Annotated in this window: 6 protein-coding genes; 2 read left to right on the forward strand and 4 right to left on the reverse strand. The window is 73.4% G+C overall.

Features of this window, described 5'->3' with window-relative positions; genetic code table 11:
• The first annotated feature begins 6 nt into the window (after positions 1-6).
• Positions 7-1,350, forward strand: a complete 1,344-nt coding sequence (locus tag KMS84_RS27315) for a cytochrome P450 (RefSeq protein WP_256919112.1) — start codon at positions 7-9, stop codon at positions 1,348-1,350.
• 222 nt (positions 1,351-1,572) lie between these two features.
• Positions 1,573-2,808 carry a tryptophan dimethylallyltransferase family protein gene (locus KMS84_RS27320; RefSeq protein WP_256919113.1) on the forward strand — a complete coding sequence of 412 codons (1,236 nt, stop codon included), beginning with the start codon at positions 1,573-1,575 and terminating at the stop codon, positions 2,806-2,808.
• A gap of 145 nt (positions 2,809-2,953) precedes the next feature.
• On the opposite strand, the gene KMS84_RS27325 is transcribed toward KMS84_RS27320, so the two are convergent.
• The 4 genes from KMS84_RS27325 to KMS84_RS27340 all read right to left on the reverse strand — a co-directional run.
• Positions 2,954-4,240, reverse strand: a complete 1,287-nt coding sequence (locus KMS84_RS27325; protein WP_256919114.1) for a flavin-containing monooxygenase — start codon at positions 4,238-4,240, stop codon at positions 2,954-2,956.
• Positions 4,241-4,476: 236 nt separating this feature from the next.
• Entirely contained in the window at positions 4,477-5,232 is a 756-nt protein-coding gene (locus KMS84_RS27330; RefSeq protein ID WP_256919115.1) for a GntR family transcriptional regulator, read from the reverse strand.
• 94 nt (positions 5,233-5,326) lie between these two features.
• Positions 5,327-6,328 carry a proline racemase family protein gene (locus tag KMS84_RS27335; RefSeq protein WP_256919116.1) on the reverse strand — a complete coding sequence of 334 codons (1,002 nt, stop codon included), beginning with the start codon at positions 6,326-6,328 and terminating at the stop codon, positions 5,327-5,329.
• 37 nt (positions 6,329-6,365) lie between these two features.
• Positions 6,366-7,321 (reverse strand): dihydrodipicolinate synthase family protein (locus KMS84_RS27340; RefSeq protein WP_256919117.1); only part of this gene is annotated, 956 nt, incomplete at its 5' end.

Below are 7,321 nucleotides of genomic sequence, written 5' to 3' on the forward strand. Positions count from 1 at the left end.
CAACAAATGGACCGACCCACCGCACCCGTGCCCCCGCCCGGGTGCCCGGCGCACCAGTCCGGCGGCAGAGTGCCGCTGCACGGACCGGAGTTCGCGGCCGACCCCCAGGCCTACTACTCCTACCTGCGCCACTACGGGCCCACGGCGCCCGTGGAGCTCGCCCCCGGAGTCGAGGCCACCCTCGTCACCGACTACGCGACCGCGCTCCAACTCCTCCAGGACTCCGGCGCGTTCCGCAAGGACGCCCGCCGCTGGCGGGACCTCAACGAGGGCCGGGTCTCCCCGGACAGCCCGGTCGCGCCCCTGCTGGCCTACCGGCCCAACGCCATGTTCAGCGACGGCGCCGAGCACCTGAGGCTGCGTCAGGCCATCACGGACAGCATGGCCCGCGTCGACTCGCGCCGGCTCGGCCGAAGCACCGAGCAGGTCTCCACCTATCTCATCTCGCAGTTCGGCTCCCGCGGGTCGGCCGACCTGCTCGGCGACTACGCCAAGCAGCTGCCGCTGTTCGTGTTCAACGAGCTGTTCGGCTGCACCGCCGACATCGGCGACCGGGTCGTCTTCGGCATGACCGGCATGTTCGACGGCGTGAACGCCGAGCAGGCGGTCGGGGTGATGTTCGGCGCGATCGGCGAGCTGGTGGCGCTCAAGCGCGCCAGGCCCGGCGACGACGTCCCCTCGTGGCTGATGGAGCACTCCTCCAAGCTCACCGACGAGGAACTGGTCCACCAGATCGCGCTGCTGCTGGTGGCCGGCAACGAGCCCCTGCGCAACCTGATCGGCAACACCCTGCACCGGCTGCTCACCCACGACGCGTACGCCCACCAGGGCGGTCTGATCGACGAGGCGATGGACGACACGCTGTGGGAGAACCCGCCCATGCAGAACCTGGCGCCGCACTACCCGACGTCCGACATGGAGTTCGCCGGACAGAAGCTGCAAGCCGGTGACCTGGTGCTGGTCAGCTTCGCGGCGGCCAACACCGGTCCCGCGCTGACGGCGGCCCGCCAGGCCGGCAGCAACCGCGCCCACCTGGCCTGGAGCGCGGGCCCGCACGCCTGCCCGTCCAAGGAGCCGGCCCGGCAGATCACGGTGGCGGCCATCGAGAACCTGCTCAACAAGCTTCCCGACGTCGAACTCGCCGTGCCGACCGAGAGCCTGACCTGGCGGCCCGGCCCCTTCAACCGCGGACTGACGGCCCTGCCGGCCAAGTTCACCCCGGTCCGGACCGCGTCCCGGCCCACGCCGGAGGCCCGTGCCGAAGCGCCCTCGCACCACGAGCAGGGCCCGACCCGCGGCAGGGGGGAGCGCGGTGTGTGGAGCCAGTTCCTCAACTGGCTGACAAGGTGATTCGCGCAACACTCACCAACTCCCCACCATTGCATGACGTTTCAACCTCATGGGTAGTGAGGAACGCGGAATTCCGCGTTGCTCACGAGACAGAGGAGGTGTCGTGGACCACATATCCGACGACGCCGTTCGCCTACCCCGCCCCCTCGCAGGGCGCCCCCTGATACCCGCCTCCCCAGGCGGGTATCTTCTTGCCGTCCCCCTGCCGGGGGGTGAGGTCGTATGACCGGCCCGAGATCCGGTGGGCCGGGCGCTTCACCGAAGGCCACGCTCGGCGGGCACGTCACCCGCCAGTTACTGCGACTGGGTGAGAGCGTGGGGCTGTCCGCCGCCGCCTGCGAGAGCTACGCGGACGTCCTCGTCGAGGCGCTGGGCGGCGTGGCGCGGCGCCCCCTCGAACTGCCCCCGCCCGACCGGAGTTTCCTCTCCGACGACCACACGCCGGTCGAGTTCTCCCTCTCCTGCGAACCGGGCGCCGCCCCGAGCCTGCGGGTGCTGCTCGAACCCGGCGCCGGCGAGCGGGACCTGGCGCAGAACGGGCGCACCGGTCTGCGCGTGCTCCGGGAGATGGCACAGCGCTGGGACTTCACCACCGATCCCCTCGACGAACTCGAGGACCTCTTCTTCCCGCCGTCGCCGCACGGCCCCCTGGCGCTGTGGTGCGCGCTGGAGCTGCGCCCGGGCGGCGTCCCCAAGGTCAAGGCGTACCTCAATCCCGCGGCCTCGGGTCCCGGGCGTGCCGCGAGGACCGTCCGCAAGGCGCTGAAACGACTCGGGCACCGGGAGGCGTTCGCCTCGCTGCCCTACAGCGACCGGCACCTCTTCTTCGCCCTGGACCTGGGCGACTGGACGGAGCCCCGGGCCAAGGTCTACCTGGCGCACGACGAGCTGTCGGCCGCGGAGGCCGGGACCCTGTGCCGTATGGACGACGGTCCCGACCCGGCGGAGATCGAGGAGTTCTTCCGCATCGCCGCCGGTCACGATGCCGAGAGCGGGCAGGGGGGCCTCGAAGCGGGCGGAGCCGGCGCCGGCGCACCGGAGCGGGGGAACGGTCCGCGGATCGTCCGCCGGCCCGTCCAGACCTGCCACGCCTTCACCGACACCGGCGCCGCACTGCCGAGCGGCTTCACCGTCTACGTCCCGGTGCGGGACTACGCCAGGCACGACGGCGAGGCCCTGGTCCGGGCGACGACGCTGCTCGGCCGCTACGGCCTCGACCCGGCGTCGGTGCTCCGCGCCTCGGCCGCGGTCAGCGAGCGGCGGCCGGAGGACGGCGTGGGACTCGTCGCCTATCTGGGCCTGGCCCACCAGCGCGGCCGCCCGCCGCGGATCACGACCTACCTCTCCTCGGAGGCGTACGCGGTCCGGCCGCCCGCCGCCCCGGATCCGGCGGCGGACGCCCGGCCCGCGGACGTTCCGGCCGCCGCCCTGTCGGCCGGACCGCCGGCCGCCTCGTGAGGGGACGGCCACCGCCGACGCGGACCACCGGACGAGGATCCGCCGGGACGTGAACGGGTGGCCGCCCCGGCCGCCCGGGCGGCCGGGGCGACGCGCGGCCGGGGACCCGCGGTCACCGGTGCGGCGCGGACGTCCGCCCGGGACGTCACTCGTGGCGGAGTTCCTCCAGGTAGGGCGCCACGTCGACCTGGATCGACGCCCCCTGTGCCGGGCCGTACTGGCCCGCGATGGCGGCCAGGTACCCGGCGATCTCCTTGCGCATGACCTCCGGCTCCGGCAGCGACGCCCTGCCCGCCGCGACCCGGGCCACCCAGCGCGCCTGGGCCTCCACGATGCGGGTGACGGAGCCGTGCGGCCGGACCAGGCCGATGAAGTACAGGCCGGGATGGTCGGGCGCGACCACCCGCTTGTAGAGCTCGACCGAACCCTGCGGACCGATCGGACAGCCCGTCGGAAGGAACGGGTACGCCATGCGGTAGCCGGTGCAGTGGACGACCACGTCGGCACGGACCGACGTGCCGTCGGCGAAGACCACCCGGTCGCCGTCGAAGGAGTCGATCGCCGGCTTGGGCGTGACCGCGCCGTGGCGTATGCGGGTGAGGATCTCGTCGGAGATGGTGACGGCCGAGGAGAAGATCCGGTGGTCCGGCTCGGGCAGACCGTAGTCGCGGAGCCGGCCGCGGGAGACGAGCAGCGCCTGCTCGATGAAGCGGCGCTGCTCCTCCAGGGACATCCTCGTCCACCACGGCGCTTCGGCGATGTCGTCGAGGGGGATGCCGAAGACCTGCTTGGGCAGGATGTGCAGTCCCCGGCGCACCGAGAGCACCGTCCGGGCGGCATGGCGCGACACGTCGGCCGCGATGTCCACGGCCGACGCGCCGAGCCCGACGACGACCACGTCGCGTCCGGCGAAGTCGCTGCCGTCGCGGTAGTCCAGCGCGTGGAGAATCGTTCCCTTGAACCGGTCCGAGCCGGGCGCCGCGGGAGGCAGGACCGGTTCGGTGTTGTGCCCCGAGGCCACGACCACCCGGGTGAACTCGCGCGCGGTGCGCGTGCCGTGGGCGTCCCGGCCGACGACCGTCCACGTTCCGTCGTCCCGGCGCCGCACGGACTCGACGGTCGTCTCCAGCTCGATGCGGTCCAGCACCCCGGCCCACTCGGCGAAGGAGCGCAGGTAGGCGGCGAAGTCGCTGTGCCGGGGGTAGACCGGGTACGACTCGGGCATGGGGTGGTCGGCGTACCCCGTGAGCCGCTTGTTCGTGTTGAGGTGCAGCGACAGATAGCCGGGACCACGCTCGCCCGCCTGCGGACGACGCCAGATGCCCCCCACGTCGGAGGCCTGCTCGAGACAGACGAAGTCGACGCCCTCCGCCTTCAGGGCCCGTGCCGCGGCCAGCCCCGACAACCCGGCACCGATCAGACACACTGTCACGGATTCCCCCACAGGAAAGACACCGACTCTTCGCGCACGGGCAGTTGACTGCCCATCCCGCACACCGTCCACGCGCGTCACGCCAGCGACGAGGATCACAACGGCGCGCCCTGCGAGCGGACGGCGCGAAGCGGACGCACGGAGCGGAAGGCACGAAGGGGACGGTCAGGAGGCCGGGAGGTCAGGAGGCCGGAGACGGGGCGTCGGGCGCCGGGCGCCGGGCGTCGGACGACCGGTCAGCGGTGTTCCTGGGCGCCACCCGCCCACAGCCCCCGCACATGGCCCAGGTGCCGTGTCATGACCTCGCGCACCGCCGGCTCGTCACGGGCCAGCAGGGCGTCCAGCAGTTCCAGGTGCTCCTCGGCCGAGGCCAGCAGACGGCCCGACGCGCTGAGCGCGGTGAGGCCGTACAGGCGGGCGCGGTCGCGCAGTTCGCGGACCACCTCGACCAGGTGGGCGTTGCCGGCCAGGGCGAGCAGGCCCAGGTGGAAGCGCGTGTCGGCCTCCACGTAGGCGATCAGGTCGCCGGCCACGGCGGCGGTGACGATCTCGCGGGCGGCCGGGCGCAGCGCCTCCAGGGACACCGGGTCGGCGCTCGTGGCCAGCGCGGCCACGGTGGGGATCTCGATGAGCGCGCGGACGTGGGTGTACTCGTCCAGTTGCCGGTCGGAGACGTCGGTGACCCGGAACCCCTTGTTGGGAACGGCGGCGACCACCCCCTCCTTCGCGAGGTCCAGCATCGCCTCGCGCACCGGGGTGGCCGACACGCCGAAGCGGGCGGCGAGCGTGGGCGCCGAGTACACCTCGCCGGGCAGCAGCTCACCCGCGATCAGGGCCGCGCGCAGGGCGTCGGCGACCCGTTCGCGGTAGCTGCTCCGCCTGCCTCCGAGTACCGGCAGCGCCGGCTGCGGTGCGGCCGGGGGAGCGGCGGGCGCGGCGGGCACACCCGACGCCGTGGGGGTCTGGCTGCTGGTGCGCCGGGCGGCGGCCATGGTGTCTCTCCTCGGGGCGGACGGTGCCATGTCACTGTGGACCAGAGCACTGTGCCATGTCACGTGCCACCGGCTCGCCCCCGGTGCGGCCGCCTCAGAGCACGAACCCGGCCGGGAACGGATCCGTCGGATCCAGCAGGTACTGGGCCGTCCCGGTGATCCAGGCGCGTCCGGTGAAGCTGGGCAGCACCGCCGGGCGGCCCGCCACCTCGGTCGTGCCGAGGAGCCGGCCGGTGAACGCGGTCCCGATGAAGGACTCGTTCACGAACTCGGTGTGCAGCGGCAGTTCGCCCCGGGCGTGCAACTGGGCCATGCGCGCGCTCGTTCCCGTGCCGCAGGGCGAGCGGTCGAACCAGCCCGGGTGGATGGCCATCGCGTGCCGCGAACGCCGGGCCGTGGCGTCCGGCGCGTACAGGTGGACGTGATGGCAGCCGCGGATGGACGGGTCCTCGGGATGGACGGGCTCTCCCTCGGCGTTGATCGCGTCCATCAGGGACAGGCCGGCCCGCAGGATGTCGTCCTTGCGGGCGCGGTCGAAGGGCAGTCCGAACTCCGCCAGCGGCAGGATGGCGTAGAAGTTGCCGCCGTAGGCCAGGTCGTACCTGACCGTGCGGCCGTCCGCCAGCGTCGCCTCGCGGTCCAGCCCGACCGCGAAGGAGGGGACGTTGCGCAGGGTCACGGCCCGGGCCGCGCCGTCCTCGACCGCCACCTCCGCGACGACGGGCCCGGCCGGTGTATCCAGGCGGATGGTGGTGACCGGTTCGACGACCTCGACCATGCCCGTCTCCACGAGCACGGTGGCCACGCCGATCGTGCCGTGTCCGCACATCGGCAGATAGCCGGACACCTCGATGTAGAGGACTCCCCAGTCGCAGTCGGGCCGGGTGGGCGGCTGGAGGATCGCGCCGCTCATGGCGGAGTGGCCGCGCGGTTCGTTCATCAGCAACTGTTTGACGTCGTCGCGGTGTTCGCGGAAGTACAGTCGCCGCTCGTTCATCGTCGCGCCGGGAACGACGCCGACGCCGCCGGTGATCACGCGGGTCGGCATGCCCTCGGTGTGCGAGTCGACGGCGTGCAGGACGAGTCTGCTGCGCATGAAGTCCTCTCGGGTGGTCCCCCGGTGCGTCGGAAGGTCAGGCCAGGCCGGCGGCGACCGCCTTCTCGGTGGCCGCGCGGACCGCGCTCTCCTGATCGGGCGGCAGCGGGACCCGCGGCGGCCGGCAGCCTCCGCCGTGGCGGCCCACGACGTCCATCGACAGCTTGATCGCCTGTACGAACTCCACCCGTGAGTCCCAGCGCAGCAGCGGGTGGAGCCGGCGGTACAGGGGGAGCGCGGTCGCCAGGTCGCCCGCGACGGCGGCCCGGTACAGCGCGACCGACGCCCTCGGCAGCGCGTTGGGGTAGCCGGCCACCCACCCCTTGGCGCCCGCGACGGCCAGTTCCAGCGCCACGTCGTCCGCGCCGATCAACAGGTCCAGATCGGGGGCGAGTTCGGCGATCCGGTAGGCGCGGCGGACGTCGCCGGAGAACTCCTTGACGGCGTGGACGAGGCCTTCGCCGTGCAGCCGGGCCAGCATCTCGGGCACCAGGTCGACCTTGGTGTCGATCGGGTTGTTGTACGCCACGACGGGCAGCCCCGCCCCGGCGACCTGCGCGTAGTGCGCCGTCACGGCCCGCTCGTCGGCCCGGTAGGCGTTGGGCGGGAGCAGCATCACCGCCGGGCAGCCCGCCTCGGCCGCCTGCTCGGCCCAGCGACGGGCCTCCGCGGAGCCGTACGCGGCGACTCCGGGCATCACCCGGTCCCCGCCGACCGCGGCGACGGCGGTGTCCACGACCCGGGCTCGCTCCTCGGGCGTGAGCACCTGGTACTCGCCGAGCGACCCGTTGGGGACGACGCCGTCGCAGCCGTTGGCCACCAGCCAGGCGCAGTGCTCGGCGTACCGGTCGTAGTCGACGCGCAGGCCGTCGTCGAGCGGGAGCGCGGTCGCGACGAGGACGCCGTGCCACGGGCGCCGGGCGCCGGGACGGGCCCCCTCGCAGGCGGTGGCGCGGGGTGAGGCCGCGGGTCGCTCGTCGCGGCCGGGGGCGG

Source organism: Streptomyces hilarionis, from assembly GCF_024539675.1.
GTDB classification, from domain to species: Bacteria; Actinomycetota; Actinomycetes; order Streptomycetales; family Streptomycetaceae; genus Streptomyces; species Streptomyces hilarionis.